Annotated in this window: 20 protein-coding genes; 4 read left to right on the forward strand and 16 right to left on the reverse strand. The window is 69.1% G+C overall.

Features of this window, described 5'->3' with window-relative positions; translation table 11 throughout:
- Positions 1-4: 4 nt before the first annotated feature.
- Genes ACFOM8_RS06500 through ACFOM8_RS06510 form a run of 3 tightly spaced genes read right to left on the reverse strand, consistent with a single transcriptional unit; the run spans position 5 to position 2,320 of the window.
- Positions 5-421, reverse strand: coding sequence for a GNAT family N-acetyltransferase (locus ACFOM8_RS06500; protein ID WP_377760407.1), 417 nt, complete (start codon positions 419-421; stop codon positions 5-7).
- Positions 418-1,554, reverse strand: coding sequence for a succinyl-diaminopimelate desuccinylase (gene dapE / locus ACFOM8_RS06505; protein WP_377760409.1), 1,137 nt, complete (start codon positions 1,552-1,554; stop codon positions 418-420). The genes ACFOM8_RS06500 and dapE overlap by 4 nt, the downstream gene beginning before the upstream one ends.
- A 1-nt stretch (position 1,555) precedes the next feature.
- A complete protein-coding gene (locus ACFOM8_RS06510; RefSeq protein WP_377760411.1) occupies positions 1,556-2,320 on the reverse strand; it encodes a sulfite exporter TauE/SafE family protein in 765 nt (254 codons plus the stop codon).
- A 145-nt stretch (positions 2,321-2,465) separates the two neighbouring features.
- Here ACFOM8_RS06510 and ACFOM8_RS06515 point away from each other — a divergent pair, with 145 nt between their 5' ends.
- The gene (locus ACFOM8_RS06515; protein WP_377760413.1) at positions 2,466-4,073 is read left to right on the forward strand and encodes an acyl-CoA dehydrogenase family protein; all 1,608 of its coding nucleotides are present in this window, start codon (positions 2,466-2,468) and stop codon (positions 4,071-4,073) included.
- A gap of 80 nt (positions 4,074-4,153) precedes the next feature.
- The gene (locus ACFOM8_RS06520; protein ID WP_377760415.1) at positions 4,154-4,627 is read left to right on the forward strand and encodes an META domain-containing protein; all 474 of its coding nucleotides are present in this window, start codon (positions 4,154-4,156) and stop codon (positions 4,625-4,627) included.
- Here the strand turns inward: ACFOM8_RS06520 and recO are convergent.
- The 12 genes from recO to ACFOM8_RS06580 form a co-directional block, all read right to left on the reverse strand.
- Positions 4,621-5,358 (reverse strand): DNA repair protein RecO, encoded by a 738-nt coding sequence (recO, locus tag ACFOM8_RS06525; protein WP_377760417.1) that lies wholly within the window; start codon positions 5,356-5,358, stop codon positions 4,621-4,623. The genes ACFOM8_RS06520 and recO overlap by 7 nt on opposite strands.
- Positions 5,359-5,790: a VOC family protein gene (locus ACFOM8_RS06530; RefSeq protein ID WP_377760620.1), complete on the reverse strand. Its 432-nt coding sequence runs from the start codon at positions 5,788-5,790 to the stop codon at positions 5,359-5,361.
- A gap of 58 nt (positions 5,791-5,848) precedes the next feature.
- Positions 5,849-6,760, reverse strand: coding sequence for an EamA family transporter RarD (gene rarD, locus ACFOM8_RS06535; RefSeq protein ID WP_377760418.1), 912 nt, complete (start codon positions 6,758-6,760; stop codon positions 5,849-5,851).
- A 27-nt stretch (positions 6,761-6,787) separates the two neighbouring features.
- Positions 6,788-7,123 carry a DUF1491 family protein gene (locus ACFOM8_RS06540; RefSeq protein WP_377760420.1) on the reverse strand — a complete coding sequence of 112 codons (336 nt, stop codon included), beginning with the start codon at positions 7,121-7,123 and terminating at the stop codon, positions 6,788-6,790.
- A complete protein-coding gene (era, locus tag ACFOM8_RS06545) occupies positions 7,116-8,036 on the reverse strand; it encodes a GTPase Era (RefSeq protein ID WP_377760422.1) in 921 nt (306 codons plus the stop codon). The genes ACFOM8_RS06540 and era overlap by 8 nt, the downstream gene beginning before the upstream one ends.
- On the reverse strand, positions 8,033-8,722 hold the full coding sequence (gene rnc, locus ACFOM8_RS06550; protein WP_377760424.1) for a ribonuclease III: 690 nt from the start codon (positions 8,720-8,722) through the stop codon (positions 8,033-8,035). The genes era and rnc overlap by 4 nt, the downstream gene beginning before the upstream one ends.
- Positions 8,719-9,501, reverse strand: a complete 783-nt coding sequence (lepB, locus tag ACFOM8_RS06555) for a signal peptidase I (protein ID WP_377760622.1) — start codon at positions 9,499-9,501, stop codon at positions 8,719-8,721. The genes rnc and lepB overlap by 4 nt, the downstream gene beginning before the upstream one ends.
- Positions 9,502-9,587: 86 nt before the next feature.
- Positions 9,588-9,998 carry a holo-ACP synthase gene (acpS, locus tag ACFOM8_RS06560; protein ID WP_377760426.1) on the reverse strand — a complete coding sequence of 137 codons (411 nt, stop codon included), beginning with the start codon at positions 9,996-9,998 and terminating at the stop codon, positions 9,588-9,590.
- Between the two features lie 46 nt (positions 9,999-10,044).
- Entirely contained in the window at positions 10,045-10,782 is a 738-nt protein-coding gene (locus ACFOM8_RS06565; protein ID WP_377760428.1) for a pyridoxine 5'-phosphate synthase, read from the reverse strand.
- Between the two features lie 29 nt (positions 10,783-10,811).
- Positions 10,812-11,636 (reverse strand): 4-(cytidine 5'-diphospho)-2-C-methyl-D-erythritol kinase, encoded by an 825-nt coding sequence (locus ACFOM8_RS06570; protein ID WP_377760430.1) that lies wholly within the window; start codon positions 11,634-11,636, stop codon positions 10,812-10,814.
- A gap of 3 nt (positions 11,637-11,639) precedes the next feature.
- Positions 11,640-13,463, reverse strand: a complete 1,824-nt coding sequence (locus tag ACFOM8_RS06575; RefSeq protein WP_377760432.1) for a tetratricopeptide repeat protein — start codon at positions 13,461-13,463, stop codon at positions 11,640-11,642.
- An 87-nt stretch (positions 13,464-13,550) separates the two neighbouring features.
- Positions 13,551-15,206, reverse strand: a complete 1,656-nt coding sequence (locus ACFOM8_RS06580) for an electron transfer flavoprotein-ubiquinone oxidoreductase (protein WP_377760434.1) — start codon at positions 15,204-15,206, stop codon at positions 13,551-13,553.
- A gap of 231 nt (positions 15,207-15,437) precedes the next feature.
- Here ACFOM8_RS06580 and greA point away from each other — a divergent pair, with 231 nt between their 5' ends.
- Entirely contained in the window at positions 15,438-15,908 is a 471-nt protein-coding gene (gene greA, locus ACFOM8_RS06585; protein ID WP_377760436.1) for a transcription elongation factor GreA, read from the forward strand.
- A 4-nt stretch (positions 15,909-15,912) separates the two neighbouring features.
- The gene (locus tag ACFOM8_RS06590; protein WP_377760437.1) at positions 15,913-16,821 is read left to right on the forward strand and encodes a hypothetical protein; all 909 of its coding nucleotides are present in this window, start codon (positions 15,913-15,915) and stop codon (positions 16,819-16,821) included.
- Positions 16,822-16,835: 14 nt separating this feature from the next.
- Here the strand turns inward: ACFOM8_RS06590 and ACFOM8_RS06595 are convergent, their stop codons facing one another.
- A complete protein-coding gene (locus ACFOM8_RS06595; RefSeq protein WP_377760439.1) occupies positions 16,836-17,318 on the reverse strand; it encodes a GNAT family N-acetyltransferase in 483 nt (160 codons plus the stop codon).
- Positions 17,319-17,365: the final 47 nt, after the last annotated feature.

Here is a 17,365-nt window from a genome sequence, read left to right on the forward strand (position 1 = left end):
TCCTTCAAAGGTCGCGGGTCATGTCACGATGGGGGATCCCCGCATCGTCGTAAACGGGGCCATATGCGGCAAAGCCCAGCTTTTCGTAAAAGCCCAAGGCATGGGTCTGCGCGCCCAACTTGGCCCGGACGATCCCCGGCTGGCCGCGCAGCACGTCAAGCGCCGCACGGATCAGCGCCGCGCCAAGACCCGTGCCGCGCGCCTGAGGCAGAACGCAGACGCGGCCGATCTTGCCGGTATCGCCCAAAAGCAGGATGCGCGCGCTGCCCACCGGCCTGTCGTTCTGCCAGGCCAGAAGATGGATCGCCTGATCGTCCTTGTCGTCCAGCTCCTCGAACTCGGACACGCCCTGTTCCTCGATGAACACGGCGCGGCGCAGGGCGTGGCAGGCGGCAAGGTCGGTGGTGCGTTCGATCTTCATTCGAAATATCTTTCCAGGATCCGCTGATAGATGGTCTTGAGCTGCCGGACCTGCGCGACCGGCACGCGTTCGTCCACCTGGTGCATATAGGCCCCGACCAGGCCGAATTCGACCACCGGGCAGTGGTTCTTGATGAAGCGCGCGTCCGAGGTGCCGCCGGTGGTGGACAGCGCCGGCTGACGGTTGGTTTCAAGCGCGACCACGCTGCGGACCAGATCGACAAAGGGGCCGGGTTGGGTCAGGAACGCCTCGCCCGTGACTTGGGTCTGGATGGTCAGCGCCACACCGGTCGCCTGGGTCACGCGGGCCGCGCGGGCGGTCAAGTCGGCTTGCAGGCTGGCCGCCGTGTGCAGGTCGTTGAAGCGGATGTTGACCACCGCCCGCGCCGCCTCCGGGATCACGTTGGAGGCCGGATTGCCGCAGTCGATGGAGGTGATCTGCAAGCCGGTCGGGTCGAAGTGGTCGGTCCCCTGGTCCAGCGGAACGGCGATCAGGTCGTTCAGATAGGTCGTCAGCGCGTGCAGCGGGTTTCTGGCCTTGTGCGGATAGGCGGCATGGCCTTGCACCCCCTTGGCGGTGACGGTAAAGGTCGCCGACCCGCGCCGGCCGATCTTCATCATCTCGCCCATGATCTCGGGGTTGGACGGCTCGCCCACGATGCAGGCGTCCATGCGTTCGCCGTTTGCCTCCATCCAGTCGAGGATCGCGGCGGTGCCGTCGCGGGACGGGCCTTCCTCGTCCCCGGTGATGGTCAGGATCACCGCGCCGTCCGGGGGCGTTTCGCGCACGAAGTCGATGGCGGCCGCGACAAAGGCCGCGACGCCCGATTTCATGTCGGTGGCGCCCCTGCCCCAGATGATGCCGTCTTCCACATGCCCGCTGAAGGGGGGATGGGTCCAGGATGCTCCGTCGCCGGGCGGCACGACATCGGTGTGGCCGTTGAAGCCCAGGGTTCGCGCGCCCTTGGCGCCCCAGCGGGCGAACAGGTTGGGGGTGCCGTTGCGGTCGACGCGGCGGACCTCGAAACCGGCATCCGTCAGCAGGTCGCCCAGCAGAACCAGGGCGCCCGCTTCCTGGGGCGTGACGGAAGGGCAGCGGATCAGGCGGGCGGTCAGGTCGGCGGCGTCGATCATGTCATATCCAATCGGAAAGGGCGCGGCGGGCAAGGTTCAGGCCGGTGATCACCAGCAGGATCAGGGTCCAGCGGCGGAATTGCGCGACATCCATGCGGTCCTGCAAGGCAAAGCCCGCCAGCATCCCGCCAAAGGCCGGAACGCACAACGCCGCCGACAGGGGGATCGTTTGCGCGTTCAGGATGCCCGAGGCCAGATGCGCCGCCGTCAGCCCCGCCGCCCCCAGCAGGAAGACGACGCCCTGCACCCGGACCTGTTCCTGCTTGGGCACCCCCAGCGACAGCAGCAGCACCACCAGCGGCGGCCCCCAGATGCCGGAAATGCCGCCGTAAAGCCCGCCGATGACGCCCGTGGCGATCTCGGCCCGGCGGCGATGGTGGATGGGCAGCGCCAGCGGGCGCCCCGCCAGTTGCCACAAGGCAAAGCCCAGGATCGGCAGGCCCAGCAGCGCATACATCAGCCCTTGCGGGATCTGGCGCGCCAATCCGGCCGACAGCGTCAGAAAGACCAGCACCATGGCGATGTGCCAGCGGAAGTTGCGGATCGACCGAACCGCCTCCGCCGGGCCTTGCCGCAGCGCCTGGTGGACGTTCGTGGTCAGCACCGGCAGGATCAGCGCCGCAAGGGCCGTCTGCGGCGGCAGGACGGATGCGAAGGCCGAGGCCATGATCAGCGGCATGGCGAATCCGATGGCGCCCTTCACGAAGCCCGCAAAGGCCGTCACGGCGAAGATCGTCCAGAATTGCCAGGGATCCAGTCCAAACATGCGGGCAAGCTAGCGGGGCGGACACGGAATGGGAATGCCGGATCGGACGGACATTTTCGTGCCGGAATGATCCTTGCCGCGCAAAATTGTTGCGCTGCGGTTGCGAAGGCGCTACCCATGCCGCAATGCCGCAACGGAGCCGATCATGAAAGACATGCCGCACCAGCTTGACACCGTTCTGTCCGAACTGGCCGAGTTGCAGGCCCGCGCCACCCAGTCCCTGCGCGCCGTGGTCTCGGCCGGAGGCAAGATCGACCCCGAGGCGCTGGAGCGCCACCAGCACGCGGCCCATGCGCTGTCCTGGCTGGCGACCTATGCCCAATCGCTGCGCCAGCTTGCCGCCTGGTCGGGCCGCGTGGGCGGAGAGATCGAGGGCCTGATCGCGCAGATCGGTTTCGGCGAATACCTGACCCAGATCGCCGGCGGCATTCCGATGAGCCAGACCGAATTCGCCCGCCTGTCCGACCTGGGCCTGGACTGGCGGCCTTCGGACGCCGCGCGCGCGCTGATGGCGGGCAACACGCCCGAGGCCCGCGCCCGGCTGGCCGCGCTGATGGCGGACGCCCAGGGCAGCGCGACCTTTGGCGCGACGGGCCTCGACGAGGATCTGGAGATGATCCGCGACCAGTTCCGCCGCTGGACCGACGACAAGGTGGTGCCCCATGCCCATGGCTGGCACCTGCGGGACGAGCTGATCCCCCTGGACATCATCGCGGAACTGGCCGGGCTTGGCGTCTTCGGACTGACCATCCCCGAGGAGTTCGGCGGCCTGGGCCTGTCCAAGGCCGCCATGGTGGTGGTCAGCGAGGAACTGTCGCGCGGCTATATCGGCGTCGGGTCGTTGGGCACGCGGTCGGAAATCGCCGCCGAACTGATCCTGACCGGGGGGACCGACGCGCAGAAGGCCCATTGGCTGCCGCGCCTGGCAAGCGGCGAGATCCTGCCCACGGCGGTGTTTACCGAACCCAACACCGGCAGCGACCTGGGCAGCCTGCGGACCCGCGCGGTCCGGAACGGCGACAGCTGGACCATCACCGGCAGCAAGACCTGGATCACCCATGCCGCGCGCACCCATGTGATGACGCTGCTGGCCCGCACCGATCCCGACACCGCCGACTATCGCGGCCTGTCGATGTTCCTGGCCGAGAAGACGCCCGGCACCGACGCCGACCCTTTCCCCACCCCCGGCATGACCGGCGGGGAAATCGAGGTGCTGGGCTATCGCGGCATGAAGGAATACGAGCTTGGCTTCGACGGCTTCCAGGTCAAGAACCAGAACCTGCTGGGCGGCGCCACCGGCCAGGGGTTCAAGCAGCTGATGCAGACCTTCGAATCCGCGCGCATCCAGACCGCCGCCCGGGCCATCGGGGTTGCGCAGAACGCGCTGGAACTGGGCCTGCGATACGCTCTGGACCGCAAGCAGTTCGGCAAGCCGCTGATCGCCTTTCCCCGTGTCGCCGACAAGCTGGCGATGATGGCGGTCGAGATCGCCATTGCGCGGCAACTGACCTATTTCAGCGCATGGGAAAAGGACCACGGCCGGCGCTGCGACCTCGAGGCCGGGATGGCCAAGCTCTTGGGCGCGCGCGTGGCCTGGGCCAGCGCCGACAATGCGCTGCAAATCCACGGCGGCAACGGCTTCGCGCTGGAATACCCGATCAGCCGGGTGTTGTGCGATGCACGCATCCTGAATATTTTTGAAGGGGCGGCCGAAATTCAGGCCCAAGTGATCGCCCGGCGGCTGTTAGGCTGATCGCAATTCGTCTAGGGTGCTGCAACCAAAGCGGTTTTGCCGCATTCCCCATTCGACGATCGCCCCAAGGAGCTTTCACCATGTCCCGCCTTGCCCGTTTCGGCACATTCGGCGCGCTGACCGCCGCCACCCTTGCCCTGGCCGCCTGCGAGCAGACACCGCCCCCCTCGCCCGACGACCGCGGCTTCATCCCGGGCGGCGATTACGCCCTTGTCGGCATGGACGGCGCGACCGTGCCGCTGCGCAACATGACGCTGACCATTGCCGAAACCACCGTATCAGGCCGCGGCCCCTGCAACGGCTATGGGGCCAAGAACAACGCGGAGCTGCCGCTGGTCCAGCTGTCGCCGCTGCAAACCACCAACGTCCCCTGCGGCAAGAACGCCACCATCGAGAACCGCTTCTTCCAGGTTCTGCAATCCGCCACCGAGATGGAATACTACGGCGGCGTGCTGAAGGTGAAATCGCCCCAAACCTGGCTGATCTTCGAACGCGGCGTGACGGGGACGCAGGACCAGGTCACGGCGCTGGATCAGGCGCGCGCCGGTCAGTAGCCGGCCTTGGGCTGGCCGCGGGCCAGCCGGTCCACAAGACGCTGGCGGGCGGCCGGAACCGGGCGGCCCACCAGTTCCCCGGCGATCCGCGCGGTCAGGAAGTGGCCGGTGATCGCCAGCCCCTCGGCCAGGCCCCCCCCGCGATTGTTCCCGGCCCCGCCCAGGATGCCCGGCAAGGGCAGCAGCCGGTCGGCCCATTCCCCCGCCCCTTCGCGGCTGACGGCGCGGCCCGATCTGGGGCTGACATAAGCCAGCCCGTCCTGCGCGCCCGTCACGGCGCAGGAGGACAGGTCCAGGCCGAAGCCCATCTCCTCCAGCAGGCGCATTTCCCAACGCAGGTATTCGGCGCCCCAATCGGCGGCGGTTTCCATCAGGTCCAGAAGGCGTTCGGTGTCGCGCGCCAGAACCGGGTGCGGGTCGCGTTCGGGCAGCGCGAAGACCAGCAGCGAACACACCGCGTTCAGCCCGGCAAGCGCCAGGGGATCGGCCATCAGGCCGGACCGCAGGCGCACCGGCTCCACCGCGAAGGTGCCCAGCTGGTCGTCCCGCCGCGCCCGCCAGCGCAGATCCAGCCGCGATCCCGGTTGCAGCATCGCCGCCCGTTTTTGCGACAGGCCGCCCGGCACCAGCCCGGAATGGCGGCCGTGCCCATCGGTCAGCACGTCCAGGATCACCGCCGTCTCGCCATGCGGGCGGCGGGCCAGAACGGTGCCCTCGGCCTGCCACTCCATTCAGGCGGGGGGCAGGGTCAGCGACCCGTCGGGGGAAAGCGGCCAAAACGGGTTGGTGGCGATTTCCCAGACATGGCCGTCGGGATCGGCGAAATAGCCGGAATAGCCGCCCCAGAACACCTTTTCGGGGCGCTTCAGGACCGTGGCGCCCGCGTCCACCGCCGCCTGAAACACCGCGTCGGTTTCCGCGTCGTCCGCGCAGTTCTGCGCCAGCGTGACCGCGCCGGTGCCCAGGGTCGCGTCCGGCCGGCCCTGGTCGGCGGCAAGGTCGGCGCGCCCGAACAGGGCCAACACCGCGCCGTTCATCTGGTAAAAGGTGACGCCGGGCTGCGGACGGCTGTGGGGCGTCCACCCCCACCCTTCATAGAAAGCCCGGGCCCGGGCCATGTCGGCCACGGCAAGCGTGACAAGCGTGATGCGCTGGCGGGACAATGACATGCGACCTCCGGCTGGTCGGGCCAGCTTGGCACGCGGCAAGGGGCCTGCCAAGTCAGGTGATGGCCCGCCGCCGCGCCCCCGCCCCGCGCAGCATGGACAGCGTATAGATCAGAAGCGCCGCCCAGATCATCGGAAAGGCGATCATCTGCGCCGTCCCGAACGGCTCGCCGAAGATCAGCACGGCGGTCAGGAAGATCATCGTGGGCGCGATGTATTGCAGGATGCCGATGGTGGACAGGCGCAACTGCTTGGCCGCCGTGGCATAGCAGATCAGCGGCACGGCGGTCACGGGACCGCAGCCGATCAGCAGGATCGTGTCCCACCCGCTGCCCGCCGCGAAATGCGACTGCCCGCCGGCCGTCAACCAGACGACATAGGCCAGGGCGGGGGGCGTCAGCAGCAGCACCTCCAGCGTGAAGCCCTGAGTCGGCCCCAGCGGCAGGCTTTTCTTGCAATACGCGTAAAGGCCCCAGGTCAGCGTCAGCCCGACCGCCACCAAGGGCAGGCGGCCTAACTGCACCGTCAGCACCACGACAGCCAGCGCGGCCAGGGCGATGGCCGCGACCTGCGCCCGGCCGAGGCGTTCGCGCAGCAGCGTCGCGCCCATGAACACGCTGAACAGCGGATTGATATAGTAGCCAAGCGCCGCATCCAGCGCGTGGTTGTTGCCCACCGCCCAGACATAGATCATCCAGTTGATCGAAATCAGCGCCGCCGTCACCACCGCCATCGCCAGCAGACGGGGCTGGCGCAGGGCCGCGCCGACTTCGGCCCAGCGGCGCTGCAACAGCAGGACGGCCAGCGCGATGGGCAGCGACCACAACACGCGGTGGGCGATCACCTCGGTCGGAGGGACATGGGCCAGCTGCTTCATGAACAGCGGCAGGAACCCCCACAGGACATAGGTGGTGGTGGCCAGAACCAGGCCGCGCAGGGAATCACCGGATTGGGGCGTGTTGCTCATGCCCGTTGCATAGGCTGCAAAAGGGAATCACGCCAGCCCCGGTTCGTCCAGCAGCGTGCGGCCGTCTCGGCTCTCGATCTCGATCACCCACAGGTCGGGATCGAAGCCGCGCTGCCGGGCGATGGCCTGGTCGATCTCGAGTTCGAGGCCCACGGCCAGAACCTGCCAAGGGCGGCTGTCGGTGTCGCAGTCCCATTCGCGCCCGTAAAGCCGCGCCGTGCCGTCCAGATGCGCGCATTTCACCAGCACCGCGCCCGCCGTGTCGTCCCCCCGCGCCGTCACATAGGCCGGGATGTTCGCCAGCCCCAGGCGGGCCAGATAGGCGGCGACCCAGATGCCGGTCGCAAGCCGGGGTTCAGGCATCGCCGTCGCGGTAATCGAGGCCCATTTCGTTGTAACGCTCGGCCTCGTCCAGCCAGTTCTCGCGCACCTTCACCTGGAGGAACAGATGGACGCGCCGGCCCATGAACTCCTCAAGCTCGGCGCGGGCGGCCTGGCCCACGGCCTTGATCGTTTCGCCGCCCTTGCCCAGCACGATGCCCTTGTGGCCGGGCCGCGCGACATAGACGATCTGATCCACGCGGGCGGAGCCGTCCTTGCGTTCCTCCCAGGCCTCGGTCTCGACCGTCAGCTGATAGGGGATTTCCTCGTGCAGGCGCAGGGTCAGCTTTTCGCGGGTGATCTCGGCGGCGATCATGCGCATCGGCAGGTCGGCGATCTGGTCCTCGGGGTAAAGCCAGGGGCTTTCCGGCAGCGTGTCCGCCAGCCAGGCGCGCAGATCGTCGCAGCCATAGCCCTTTTCGGCGCTGATCATGAAGGTGTTCGCGAAGGGATGGGCCGCGTTCAGTTCGGCCGACAGCGCCAGCAGGGTTTCGGCCTTCACGCGGTCGATCTTGTTGATGACAAGGGCGACGGGCGTCTTGCCGTCCAGGGCCTTGAGCGAATCGATGATCGCCGCCACGCCGTCGGTCAGGCCGCGATGCGCCTCGACCAGCAGCAGAATGATGTCCGCGTCCGAGGCCCCGCCCCAGGCGGCGGCGACCATGCTGCGGTCCAGGCGGCGGCGCGGGCGGAAGATGCCGGGCGTGTCCACAAAGACGATCTGCGCCGCGCCGTGCATGGCGATGCCGCGGATGCGGGCGCGGGTGGTCTGGACCTTGTGGGTGACAATGCTGACCTTGGCGCCGACCATCTGGTTCAGCAGCGTGGATTTGCCGGCATTGGGTTCGCCGATCAGGGCGACAAAGCCCGCGCGGGTGGATGTGGTGTCGGTCATGCGCGGCCCTCCAGCCGGTCCAGCAACGCCTGCGCGGCGGCCTGTTCGATGCTGCGTTTGGTGCCCGCGCCCCTGGCCCGGGCTTCGCGCCCGTCAGCCAGCCGCGCGGTGATCAGGAACACCGGCGCGTGGTCCGGGCCGCTGCGTTCGGTCTGCTCATAGATGGGGGGCGGCATTCCGTTGGCCTGCGCCCATTCCTGAAGCGCGGTCTTGGCGTCGCGGGGGTCGTCCTCAAGGCTGGCCAGGCGGTCCGCCCACAGCCGCAGCACGATCCGGCGCGCGGCGTCAAACCCCCCGTCCAGATAAACGGCGGCCAGCACGGCCTCCATCGCGTCGGCCAGAAGCGCCTCCTTGCGGCGGCCGCCCGACATCATCTCGGACCGGCCCAGCTTCAGGACATCGCCCAGGCCGATCTCGCGGGCGATGGCCGCGCAGGTCTCGCCGCGCACCAGCGCGTTGTAGCGGGGGGCAAGCTGGCCTTCGCTGGCGGACTGGTCGGCGTCGAACAGCGCCTCGGCCATGACCAGGCCCAGGACGCGGTCGCCCAGGAATTCCAGCCGCTGATTGTCGGGACGCGTGGACGAGGCGATGGAGCCGTGGGTCAGCGCGCGCACCAGAAGTTCGGGGCGCGCGAAGTCGTGTCCCAGGCGGGCCATAAAGGCGCGGATGTCGGCGCCGGGCTTCACTCCACGGCCTTGAAGAAGCGGTCGGCCCGCCAGGTCCAGAAATACAGAAGCGAGCGTCCGGCGGAGGAGAACATGATCCGGTCCGCCCGTCCGATCAGGTATTCGGCCGGAACAAAGCCCAGGCCGCCGATTTCCTGCGGGAAGCGCGAGTCCTCGGAATTGTCGCGGTTGTCGCCCATGAAGAAATACTGGCCCTCGGGCACGGTAAAGGTGGGCGTGTCGTCGGCGAAGGCGCCGTCCTGGATGTTCAGGATGCTGTGGCTGCGCCCGTTCGGCAGCGTTTCGGTGAACCGCTCGCTGACGCAGGCGGCGCCCTCGGGAACCGGGTCGTTCACGCAGCGCGGGATCAGGCCCTGCGGACCCTGCTGTTCCTTGACCTCGACGAACTCGCCCGCCGGGGCGATCGGCACTTCCTGGCCGTTGATCCACAGCCTGCCGCCGCGCATCTGGACCGTGTCGCCCGGCAGGCCGATCAGCCGCTTGATGAAATCGACGCCGCGCGTGGGGTGGCGGAACACCACCACGTCGCCGCGTTCGGGTTCCGACCCCAGGATCCGGCCCGAGATCGGGCACATCGCGAAGGGGCAGGAATACTGCGAATAGCCGTAGGCCATCTTGTTGACGAACAGGAAGTCGCCGATCAGCAGCGTGTCCTTCATCGACCCGGACGGGATCCAGAAGGGCTGAAAGAACAGCGTGCGGAAGATGCCCGCGATGACCAGGGCCCAGAAGACGGTCTTCACCGTTTCCCACAGGCCTTCCTTTTTCTTGCCCGCCATGCTGTCGGCCATGGTGTCGTCCTTCGTGATCAGGTGCGGGCGAATGGCCGCGTCGCCGCGTTCTTGGCCACCGACGTGGCGCAAAGTCAAGATTGCGGGGCGTCGGGCCGCGCCTCGATCACCACGAAAGCCTGCGCCCAGGGGTGATCGTCGGTCAAGGTGACGTGAACGATGGCCGTGTGGCCGGGCGGCGTCATCCGCGCCAGCCGGTCGGCGGCCCAGCCGGTAAGATGCATCACGGGCTGGCCCGACGGCAGGTTGCTGACCGCCATGTCGCGCCAGCTGATGCCCATCGCCAGCCCGGTGCCGAGCGCCTTGGAGCAGGCCTCCTTCGCCGCCCAGCGTTTCGCCAGCGTGCCCGCCTCGTCCTTGCGGCGCGCGGCCTTGGCGAGTTCGACCGGCGTGAAGACCCGGTGGCGGAAGCGGTCGCCGAAGCGGTCCAGCGTGCCCGCGATGCGGTCGATGTTCGCAAGGTCGGTGCCGATGCCCAGGATCATGCGCCCGGCTGCCCCGTCGCCGTGGGTATTTGGGCAAAGAAGAAGATCATCGCGCCCGCGCCTCGTCCATCTTGCGGCGCATCTCGCGGATGGCCTCGCCCAGGCCGGTGAAGACCGATTCGGCGATCAGGAAATGGCCGATGTTCAATTCCTTGACCTGCGGAATGGCGGCGATGGGGCCGACGGTGCCGAAGGTCAGGCCGTGGCCGGCGTGGACCTCCAGCCCCAGGCTGTCGGCCAGGGCCGCGCCGTGGGTCAGGCCCGCCAGTTCGGCGTCGCGGTCGGCGTGGCGGCCCTCGGTGTCGAGGTCGCAATAGGCGCCGGTGTGCAGTTCCACCACCGCCGCGCCGATGCGGGCGGCGGCCCTTATCTGCGCCGGGTCGTGGCCGACGAACAGCGACACGCGGCTGCCCGCATCGCGCAGGGGGGCGATGAAGCGGGCCAGCATCGCCTCGTTTCCGGCCACGTCGAGGCCGCCCTCGGTGGTGCGTTCCTCGCGCTTTTCGGGGACGATGCAGACGGCGTGGGGGCGGTGGCGCAGGGCGATGGCCTGCATTTCCGCGGTGGCGGCCATTTCCAGGTTCAGGGGCAGCGTCAGGTTCGCCATCAGCGCGTCGATGTCGGCGTCGCTGATATGGCGGCGGTCTTCGCGCAGATGGGCGGTGATGCCGTCGGCGCCCGCGTCTTCCGCGATGCGGGCGGCGCGCAGGGGATCGGGCCAAGGGGTGCCGCGCGCGTTGCGGATGGTTGCGACATGATCGATGTTGACGCCAAGACGCAGCATGAAATCCCCCGGAACAGTTTCGCGGCACTCTAGCGGGGCGCAGGCAAGGGTGCCAGTTCCCTCGAGACCGCCCACCAGCCATGCTGTTTCAACGCCGCGGCGGCAATGCGGGCGCGGTCCGGGCTGTCGTAGAACCCGAAGCAGGTGGCCCCCGACCCCGACATGCGCGCGAAAGCCGCCCCGGTCGCGCGCAAGGCGTCCAGCACCTGTCCGATCACCGGGGCGATGGTCAGCGCGGCAGGCTCCAGGTCGTTGCGCGTGCCCGCCAGCCAGGCGGTCAGGTCGGCCGGTCCGGCAAAGCGCGGGATGGGCGGCAGGGCCGGGTTGTCGCGCCGGTCCATGGCGGCGAAGACCCGGGGCGTGGGCACCGCCACGCCCGGATTGACCAGCACCAGCGGAATGGCGGGCAGAGGCGGCAAAGGCGTGAGGATCTCGCCCGCGCCCTGCATCCGGGCGGGGTTCGAGGCAAGGCAGACCGGCACATCCGCGCCCAGCCTTTCCGCGCGCGCAGGCAGCGGGTGCCCCATGCGGGACAGCCCGCGCAGCACCGCCGCCGCATCGGCCGAGCCGCCGCCGATGCCGGACGCCACGGGCAGGTTTTTCGTCAGCGTGATCGCCGCATCGGCCCCCGCCAGCCTTGCCGCGCGCAGGCACAGGTTGTCGTCGCAGGACAGCCCCGCCGCGAAAGGCCCTTCGATCCGCAGCGACAAAGGCCCCGGTTCAAGCGTCACCACGTCCCCCACCCCGGCAAAGGCCACCAGCGAGTCCAGCAGGTGATAGCCGTCGGCGCGGCGTCCGGTGACATGCAGCGCAAGGTTCAGCTTGGCTGGCGCGGCTTCGGTGACGGCGGGCATCGCCTAGTTCGCGGCGGCCTGCGGGGTGGGCGCGGGGGTCTCGGACGCGCCCGCCGCCGCTTCCTCGGCCAGCACGGCGTCAAGGCCCCGGTCAAGCTTGGCGCGGATCCGGTCGGGATCGACATCGTCGGTCTCGGTCGGCTCCAGCGACAGGGCGCGGCGCCACTGGATCTCGGCCTCGCGGTGGCGGCCGACCTTCCAGTAGATGTCGCCCAGATGGTCGTTGACCAGCGGATCCTGGGACATGGTCAGGATGGCGGCCTCCATCGGCGCCACCGCCTCTTGGTAGCGGCCCAGCCGGTAATAGGCCCAGGCCAGCGAATCAAGAATATAGCCGTCCTCGGGCGACAGTTCGACCGCCTTCTGGATCAGCGCCAGGGCGCGGTCCAGGTTCTCGTTCCGGTCGATCCAGCTATAGCCCAGATAGTTCAGCAGGCTGGCCTGTTCGGGGCGGATCTCGATGGCGGCCAGGAAATCGGCCTCGGCCCGGTCGAACTGCCCGGACCGTTCCAGGGCGATGGCGCGGGCGTAAAGCGGGAACCAGCGGGCGTCGGCGGGCGCATCCTCCAGCAGGGCCAGGGCCTTGTCATAGGCGGGCACGGCCTGGGCGAATTTCTCCTGCTGGCGCAAAAGGTCGCCAAGGGCGATCCAGGCCTGCGGCAGGTCGGGATATGCGGCGGTCAGCGACAGGGCCGCCTTGCCCGCCTCGTCCGCGCGGCCCGCGCCCGACAGACTGTCGATCCGCGCCAGTTCGGCGGCGGGACGCATCTGCCCCATGCGGCGCAGCGCGTCGAATTCGGGTTCGGCCAGGTCGAACTGCTGGCGCTCCTGGAGGATCTGGGCGACCATCAGCCGCGCCTCGGCCGTGTCGGGCGACAGCCAGGCGGCCAGCCGGGCGTGGATCAGCGACAAGGGCTCGGGATCGGCGCTGGAGGCCAGGGCCGAGGCGAAGGTCAGAAACACCTGCGCAATGCCGTCGGCGGGCGTCCTGACCACGTCGAACGCCACCGGCTGGCCGGATTTCAGACGGTCGCGCAGCGCCAGAAGCTGCGGCTCGGCCTCGACGCCGGGGATCGCCTCGATCATGGCGACGGCTTCGTCGCGGCGTTCAAGCTGGGCGAGGATCTGCGCGCGGGCGGCAAAGCCCAGGATATGCGCGCCGGTGGTTTCATCGGCCAGCAGCGCCTCGGCCCCTTCGTAATCGCCCACAAGGGCGCGGGCCAGCGCGAGGTGATAGTTCACCATCGGCGCAACGCCTTGCAGCCGGGACAAGCGATCGAACTCGGCCAAGGCTTCCTTTGCCTTGCCCGCGCCCAGCAGGCCCCACCCCCGCAGCATTCCGGCCAGAAGGTCGGCTTCGGAATCCACGTCCGAAGGCGTTCCGACATCGGCCAGCACTCCGTCCCAATCGCCCGCATGAACCAGATCGGCGCGCTGGATCAGGCGCGACAGTTCGGTCGGTTCGCCGTCGCCGCCGATGCGGTTGGCAAGCTGAACCGCCCGGTCGATTTCCCCGGCCGAGACAAGCGCGACCAGGGCGCTGTCCTGGAGGAAGCGGTCTTGCGGATCATGGGCCACGGCCTGCACGAAAAAGCGCGCGGCGGCCTGGAAATCGTTTTCCACCGTCGCCATGCGCGCGGCGAGGAACGGCCCGGCCAGGCCGAAGGTCAGCGGCGCGGGACCGGGTTCCGGCGCCTCGGCCTGGGGCGCGGCGGCGGCGGCATCCCCTTCGGGGCGCGGCGCGGGCCGGTCCTGGGCGGTGGCAGGCAGCGACAGCGCCGCCACCAGGGCGGCGGTCAGGGCCAGTTTCGGGCAGGTCAGGGTCAAGGCGTCGATCCCGGAAATCACGAAAATGTTGCACCCGACCCTAGCGCGGGGAAAAAGCCGGGGCAACGCCTGCACCCGCCCCCCCGATCACATATTCGGGTAGTTCGGCCCGTCTCCGCCTTGCGGGGTGGTCCAGACGATGTTCTGGGAGGGGTCCTTGATGTCGCAGGTCTTGCAGTGCACGCAGTTCTGGAAGTTGATCACGAAGCGCGGACCGCTTGCGTCCTCCACCACCTCATAGACGCCGGCCGGGCAGTAGCGCTGCGCGGGCTCGGCGTATTCCGGCAGGTTCACCCGGATCGGGACCGTGGGATCCTTCAGCTTCAGGTGGCAGGGCTGGCTTTCCTCGTGGTTGGTGAAGGAAAAGGCCACGTTGGTCAGCCGGTCGAAGCTCAGCTTGCCGTCGGGTTTTGGATACACGATGGGCTGGAAGTCCGCGGCCTTGCCGGTGGCCTCGGCATCCGTCTTGCCGTGCTTCCAGGTGCGCAGGATGTTGCGGCCCGTCAGCCCCGCCCCCCACATGTCCATGCCGCCCAGGACCAGCGAGGGCCAGAGCCCGTAGCGCGACCAGGCGGGCTTGACGTTGCGGACTTTTTTCAGGTCCTGGCCGATGGCGCCGCCGCGCACGGCGGTGTCGTAATCCGTCAGCCGGTCGCCCTCGCGACCCGCCGCGATGGCCTTGGCCGCCGCTTCCGCCGCCTCGATCCCCGAGATCATGGCGTTGTGGTTGCCCTTGATGCGCGGTACGTTGACCATGCCGGCCGAGCAGCCCAGCAGAACTCCGCCGTCGAAGGACAGCTCCGGCAGCGACTGCCAGCCCCCTTCGCTGATCGCGCGCGCCCCATAGGAGATGCGCTTGCCCCCTTCCAGCAGCTCGGCCACCATCGGGTGGTGCTTGAAGCGCTGGAACTCCATGTAGGGGTAAAGATACGGGTTCTCGTAGTTGAGGTGCACCACGAAGCCCACCATCACCAGATTGTCCTCGTAATGATAGATGAAGCTGCCGCCCCCGGCGTTCTTGCCCAGGGGCCAGCCCATCGTGTGGACCACCCGGCCCTTCTGGAACTTCGAGGGATCGACCTCCCAGATCTCCTTCATGCCCAACCCGTATTTCTGCGGCTCGTGGCCGTCCGACAGCTTCAGGCGGTCGATGATCTCCTTGGCAAGGCTGCCGCGCACGCCTTCGCCGATGAAGACGTACTTGCCGTGCAGCTCCATGCCGGGCTCGTAGTTCGGCCCCGGCGTGCCGTCAGATTGCAGCCCCATCTCGCCCGCGACCACGCCCTTGACGCGCTCGCCGTCCCACACGACCTGGCTCGCCGCCATGCCGGGGAAGATCTCGACGCCCAGTTCCTCGGCCTGTTCGGCCAGCCAGCGGCAGACGCTGCCCATGCTGACGATATAATTGCCGTGGTTGTTCATCAGCCGCGGCATCGGCCAGTTCGGCACCCGCACCTGCCCCGCCTCGCCCAGGACATAGAAGTTGTCGTCGGTGACTTCCGTGCGAACCGGGGCGCCGCGTTCCTTCCAGTCGGGGATCAGCCGGTCCAGCCCGATCGGGTCCAGCACCGCGCCCGAGAGGATATGCGCGCCGACCTCGGACCCCTTTTCCAGCACCACCACCGACAGGTCCGGGTCGATCTGCTTGCATCGGATCGCCGCCGACAAGCCGCTTGGGCCCGCCCCCACGATCACGACGTCGTATTCCATCGACTCGCGGTCGATCGCTGGCGTGTCGGTCATGGCTGGGCCTCCCCCCTTGCTTGGCTTCCTGCCGATGTAATCACTTTGCCGCATCGCGGCAATCCTGACGCGACGGCCAAAAACTGCCAGCCGCGCCGCGCGCGGGCTTGCAAAGACGCGGCATTCCGGGGCACGTTGCCGACAACAAGGCCTGCGCCCCTGCCATCCGAATGGCAGGGGCGTTGCCTTAGCCGTTGACGATAACCGCATCCCGCAAAGGACAGGGCAGCGATGGACAAGATTCCGATGACCCGCGGCGGCTTCGCCGCGCTGGAACGCGAACTGGGCGAACTGAAATCCAGGGAACGCCCCGCCATCATCCGGCAGATCGCCGAGGCGCGCGAGCATGGCGACCTGTCGGAAAACGCCGAATACCATGCCGCCCGCGAAAAGCAGGGCTTCATCGAGGGCCGCATCAAGGAACTGGAATCGATCCTGTCGCGGGCCGAGCAGATCGACACGTCGAAGCTGTCGGGTTCCGTCAAGTTCGGCGCCATCGTCAACCTGGTGGACGAGGACACCGACGAGGAGCGCACCTATCAGATCGTGGGCGAGGCCGAGGCCGACATCGAACGCGGGCTGCTGAACATCCGCTCGCCGCTGGCCCGGGCGCTGATCGGCAAGGACGTGGGCGACAGCGTCGAGGTCACGACGCCCGGCGGCCAGCGCAGCTACGAGATCCTCGCGATCCGGTACGAATAAGCCGATGTCGCTGGTTGCACGGATCGCCACGGTGGCGCAGCGGGACGCCATCACCGCCACGGGCATCGTTCTCAGCGGTGTCTGGCTGTTTCTGGTTGCGCTGTTCTGGCTGCTGGCGCCGGGGGACGAGGGCGCGCCGGGCGGCATCGCGCGCCTTGCGGTCGTGGTGGGAACCATCCTGCCCCTGGCGCTGATCTGGCTGGCGGTCAGAACGGCCCGCGCCATCGCCCTGCTGCGGGCCGAGGCCGCCGACCTGCGCCAGCGCCTTGCCCAGCTGCGCGACATGGCCGCGCCCCCGCCCCGCCCGGCGGCGGAACCGGGACCGCTGCCCGAGCCCGAGCGGCAGCCGCGCGCCCCCGCCCCCGTGGCGGCCCGTCCCGCGCCCCGTCCCGTGGCCGAAAGCCGTCCCGCCGCCCCGCGCGCCGAAGGCCCCGCGCCGGACCCCGTCGATGCCGACACCCTGATCCGGGCGCTGAACTTTCCCGACGGGCCCGACGACTCGCTGGCCATCGCCGCGCTGCGCCGCGCGTTGCAGGACGGAAACCATGCCCGCGTGCTACGCGCCGCGCAGGACGTGGTGACGCTGCTGGCCGGGCAGGATCTGTACATGGACGACCTGCCGCCCGATCCCGCCCCGCCCGCCGTGTGGCGGCGCTTTGCCGAAGGCGCGCGGGGCAGCGCCGTGGCGGCGCTTGGCGGCATCCGCGATGGGGCGGCGCTGGACATCGCCGCCGCCCTGCTGGAGCGCGACGAGATCTTCCGCGACACGGCGCATCATTTCCTGCGCCATTTCGACGCCATGCTGACGCGCCACCTGCCGGACATGGACGATGCGCAGATCGCGGTGCTGGCCGAAACGCGGTCGGCGCGCGCCTTTATGCTGCTGGGCCGGATCGCCGGGGTCTTCGGCTGATCGGACCGCCGCGATCAAAGGGGTCGGCGCAGGATCGCCACCGGACCCGACCAGGGCCAGCCAAAGCGGCCCCGGCCGATCTCGGCAAAGCCGGTGGCGCCGTAGAACAGCATGGCCGAACGGTTTCGCAGCTCGACCTCGGCCCGCAGGCCGGGGCGGCCGACGCGGCAGGCGATCCCGGCGGCGGCGGCCAGAAGCGCGCGGCCGGTGCCGCGGCGCAGGCGGTCCACCACCAGCCCGTCGATCACCAGATCCGGGGTTTCGGGCGCGGCCCTGAACAGCAGCCGGGCCAGCGTCGGCGTGTCGGCCAGAAAGCCGCCCTCGTGGTCGCGAAAGCCCGCCACGCCCGCCACGCGGCCGTCCGGTCCGATCGCGGCGATGCCGTGACAGGCGCGGATGGCGGGCGCCCGGCCCCCGGCCAGGGGGGCGAAGGCCCCCCACCACAGCCGCGCGGCCTCGCCCAGGTGCCGGTCGGGAATGGGACTTGAGATCTGCACCCGGCCTTGCCTTACCCTTGCGCGTCGTGCAACGAAGGTGCCGCGTT

This window comes from Paracoccus angustae (assembly GCF_042648745.1).
GTDB classification, from domain to species: Bacteria; Pseudomonadota; Alphaproteobacteria; order Rhodobacterales; family Rhodobacteraceae; genus Paracoccus; species Paracoccus angustae.

What these genes read in the sequence shown, in the direction of transcription:
- recO (WP_377760417.1), bottom strand. Translation starts at nt 5,358, where the DNA reads ATGGAGTGGCAGGCCGAGGGCACCGTTCTGGCCCGCCGCCCGCATGGC.
- ACFOM8_RS06520 (WP_377760415.1), top strand. Translation starts at nt 4,154, where the DNA reads ATGTCCCGCCTTGCCCGTTTCGGCACATTCGGCGCGCTGACCGCCGCC.
- ACFOM8_RS06590 (WP_377760437.1), top strand. Translation starts at nt 15,913, where the DNA reads ATGTCGCTGGTTGCACGGATCGCCACGGTGGCGCAGCGGGACGCCATC.
- acpS (WP_377760426.1), bottom strand. Translation starts at nt 9,998, where the DNA reads ATGATCCTGGGCATCGGCACCGACCTTGCGAACATCGACCGCATCGCG.
- greA (WP_377760436.1), top strand. Translation starts at nt 15,438, where the DNA reads ATGGACAAGATTCCGATGACCCGCGGCGGCTTCGCCGCGCTGGAACGC.
- ACFOM8_RS06540 (WP_377760420.1), bottom strand. Translation starts at nt 7,123, where the DNA reads ATGCCTGAACCCCGGCTTGCGACCGGCATCTGGGTCGCCGCCTATCTG.
- ACFOM8_RS06565 (WP_377760428.1), bottom strand. Translation starts at nt 10,782, where the DNA reads ATGCTGCGTCTTGGCGTCAACATCGATCATGTCGCAACCATCCGCAAC.
- ACFOM8_RS06510 (WP_377760411.1), bottom strand. Translation starts at nt 2,320, where the DNA reads ATGTTTGGACTGGATCCCTGGCAATTCTGGACGATCTTCGCCGTGACG.
- ACFOM8_RS06570 (WP_377760430.1), bottom strand. Translation starts at nt 11,636, where the DNA reads ATGCCCGCCGTCACCGAAGCCGCGCCAGCCAAGCTGAACCTTGCGCTG.
- ACFOM8_RS06580 (WP_377760434.1), bottom strand. Translation starts at nt 15,206, where the DNA reads ATGACCGACACGCCAGCGATCGACCGCGAGTCGATGGAATACGACGTC.
- lepB (WP_377760622.1), bottom strand. Translation starts at nt 9,501, where the DNA reads ATGGCGGGCAAGAAAAAGGAAGGCCTGTGGGAAACGGTGAAGACCGTC.
- ACFOM8_RS06500 (WP_377760407.1), bottom strand. Translation starts at nt 421, where the DNA reads ATGAAGATCGAACGCACCACCGACCTTGCCGCCTGCCACGCCCTGCGC.
- era (WP_377760422.1), bottom strand. Translation starts at nt 8,036, where the DNA reads ATGACCGACACCACATCCACCCGCGCGGGCTTTGTCGCCCTGATCGGC.
- dapE (WP_377760409.1), bottom strand. Translation starts at nt 1,554, where the DNA reads ATGATCGACGCCGCCGACCTGACCGCCCGCCTGATCCGCTGCCCTTCC.
- rarD (WP_377760418.1), bottom strand. Translation starts at nt 6,760, where the DNA reads ATGAGCAACACGCCCCAATCCGGTGATTCCCTGCGCGGCCTGGTTCTG.
- ACFOM8_RS06515 (WP_377760413.1), top strand. Translation starts at nt 2,466, where the DNA reads ATGAAAGACATGCCGCACCAGCTTGACACCGTTCTGTCCGAACTGGCC.